The sequence below is a fragment of the Nocardia sp. NPDC004722 genome, assembly GCF_053601505.1.
This window is the reverse complement of the sequence record NZ_JBSGBY010000858.1, coordinates 1-2,743: the sequence shown is the minus strand read 5'-3', so window position 1 is coordinate 2,743 and position 2,743 is coordinate 1. Positions and strand designations below refer to the sequence as shown.

Here is a 2,743-nt window from a genome sequence, read left to right as displayed (position 1 = left end):
CTCCGCGCCCGCCGCCTCGCCGCCCTGTCGGCCGAAGCCCCCGCCCCCTCTGCTCCGCCCCCCGCAGCACCCGCGCCCATGGCTCCCACCGCCGACATCTCGCCGAGCCAGCCCCTCAAGCCCGCATCGGATCTGTCGGCGGCTCCCGTGGTCGACACCCCGGCACCCCAGTCCACCGATCTCATCGCACCCGCTCCCGAGCCCGCGGCATCTCCGGCTTCGGAACCTGCCGCCCCGCCGCAGACCGCGCCCGAAGCTCCCGCCGCCGTCGAGAAGCCGGTAACCCACGCCGACGAGGCCCCCACCCAACTCATCACCCGCATCGTGGTCCCCACCGAAGGCGAGTAATCCGCCGCTCCCGGTAAGCCGCCCGGATCAGCACCCGGTCGGCGCTCGGGTGCGTTTGCGAGGCCGACCGAGACGGCGGCACGGTTGACAATGCGTCGGCGCTCGAATGCCTCCACGCTCGAATGCCTTGGTGCCCGGCTGGCATGCTCCTGCACGCAGTCCTGGGTCGAGGTCACCTCCGCAGATGCTCGCCCGGCTCAGCGATTGGGCCAGGCACGTGCACCGAAACCGATTGCGGCAGAGCCTGATCGGCCCATGAGCGGGCCGAGCCGCACCACCTGGGCGGCGTGCTTTCTGCGCGAATCATGGCCTCCGGTGACACCGGCTGAAGTGGAGCCCGTTCACGAAGGCCGCTGGGCTGGCGGCGGCGGGGAGGGCGTGGTCGGCGGGACTCGCCGGAGGAACTCTGGGCGCGGACCGAACCGAGAGCGGTCGACATACGTTGTACTGATACGCCGGGCTTTTCGCCGAGTTCGAAAGAGCCGATATATGTCGACATTCAATGGGCTGCCCGCCCATGTCCTGCTCGTGCACGTGATCGTCGTGCTGGTGCCGCTGACCGCGGGGCTGGTGGTGCTGTGCGCGTTCTGGCCCGCGGCGCGTGCCCGGCTGATCTGGCCGACCGCCGTGCTGGCGGTCGTGGTGACGGCACTGACGCCGGTCACCATCGAGGCGGGGGAGTGGTTCCAGAAGCAGCTGGGGAATCCGCCCGTGATCGACGAGCACGCCAGGCTCGGGCATCAGATGCTGTACTTCGTTGCGCCGCTGCTGATTTCGGCGCTGCTGCTGGTGCTCGCGCACCTGCGGCAGCGCAGTGAGAAACCGGTGGGGCGGGCGGCGGTGGTGGCCATCGCCATCGTGGCGCTCGCCGCCGCCGGCGCGGCCGCCTGGCAGACCTACCGGGTCGGGGATTCGGGGGCGCACGCGGTATGGAACGGCGTGCTCAACCACTAGCGATGCCGAACCGCTAGGAGAAAGCGACTGTCGTGACCCGGCGGCCGGTCTGCGGGGCGGTCACCGGGTCACGACAGTGCGGCACGGTCAGATCTTGCGGATGACCGTGACGACCTTGCCGAGGATCTGGGCGTCATTGCCCGGAATCGGCTCGAACAGGGGGTTGTGCGGCATCAGCCACACCTGGGAACCGGTGTGCTTGAACGTCTTCACCGTGGCCTCCCCGTCGATCATGGCGGCCACGATGTCACCGTTGTCGGCCACATTCTGCTGACGCACGACCACCCAGTCACCGTCGCAGATGGCGGCGTCGATCATGGACTGACCGACGACCTTGAGCAGGAACAGCGAGCCCTCGCCGACCAGTTCGCGCGGCAGCGGGAAGACATCCTCCACCGCCTGCTCGGCCAGGATCGGACCACCGGCGGCGATCCGGCCCAGCACCGGGACGTAGGTCGGGATCGGGTGCTCGTCGGTGGACTCCACCTCGGTGTCGACCGCGCGCAGCTTGGGCACCCCGGTGGCGGCGCGCATCGCCGTCTCGTCCAGGCCCCGGACATCCACGGCGCGTGGACGATTCGGGTCGCGGCGTAGATAGCCCTTGCGCTCGAGCGCGCGCAGCTGGTGTGCCACCGAGGACGTGGAGGTGAGACCGACGGCATCGCCGATCTCGCGGATGCTGGGCGGATAGCCGCGGTCGTGCACCGAGGAGCGGATGACCTCCAGCACCTTGCGCTGGCGCACCGTCAGGTCCGTGCCGGAGCCCGTCGACTCGGCGGAGGCGGCGTCGCCTCCTGAGAGACCAAGGGGTCCGTTGTCACCTTCCGCGCCGCCGTGTTCGCTCACCGCCGCTGTCCTCCGTTCACTGCTGTCGCTCACCGGAATTCGTTCCCGGCGCTCATTGACCTCCGTGGGATCCGAAGATTCTGTGCGTCCGGGGAACTCGTGACTCGACTGTAGTCCGTGTGACGCGTGTGATCAAACATCTGTTCGACGCATGTCGGGGAAATCAGTGACATTGTCGGTGGGCCGTGGTAGAAATTCGAACATCAGTTCTTCGAACACATGATCGAGTCAGTTGTCCAGCATCATTCGGTCCGCCCTACCTTGGAGGTTTCTTCGATGCGCGCCGTGGTCAGCGAAATCGACACTCTCGGAAGCGATTTGGGATTCGACAGCATCCCGTGGGAGCTGCGCACGGCGGGCGCGCCCACCGGCCTGCCCGCCGCGCTCTCGCATCCCACCGCGGTCCGCCGCCCGTGCCGTGCCCGGGTCCGTCCCGCCGCCCGCACCGATGTTCGACGCGACCATGTCGTCGTGCGACACGCGGCCGGACGCGCCAGGGGCGTGCATCCGCTCGAGCGCGTGCAGCGCGCGCAGACCGTCATGGCCCACTCGGACCATACGGCGGGGTCGACGTTTCGGTAAGGGACGCCGAATG

General features: G+C 68.8%; 3 protein-coding genes and 1 pseudogene. 3 read left to right on the top strand and 1 reads right to left on the bottom strand.

Features of this window, described 5'->3' with window-relative positions; translation table 11 throughout:
- A pseudogene (locus ACWELQ_RS43080) lies at positions 1 to 348 on the top strand (hypothetical protein); the annotation flags it as partial.
- Between the two features lie 489 nt (positions 349 to 837).
- Positions 838 to 1,302, top strand: a complete 465-nt coding sequence (locus ACWELQ_RS43075) for a DUF2231 domain-containing protein (protein WP_452402747.1) — start codon at positions 838 to 840, stop codon at positions 1,300 to 1,302.
- Positions 1,303 to 1,389: 87 nt separating this feature from the next.
- On the opposite strand, the gene lexA is transcribed toward ACWELQ_RS43075, so the two are convergent.
- Positions 1,390 to 2,148 carry a transcriptional repressor LexA gene (gene lexA / locus ACWELQ_RS43070; protein WP_452402746.1) on the bottom strand — a complete coding sequence of 253 codons (759 nt, stop codon included), beginning with the start codon at positions 2,146 to 2,148 and terminating at the stop codon, positions 1,390 to 1,392.
- A 276-nt stretch (positions 2,149 to 2,424) separates the two neighbouring features.
- Between lexA and ACWELQ_RS43065 the strand changes: the two genes are divergently transcribed.
- Entirely contained in the window at positions 2,425 to 2,730 is a 306-nt protein-coding gene (locus ACWELQ_RS43065; RefSeq protein WP_452402745.1) for a hypothetical protein, read from the top strand.
- Positions 2,731 to 2,743 lie beyond the last annotated feature (13 nt).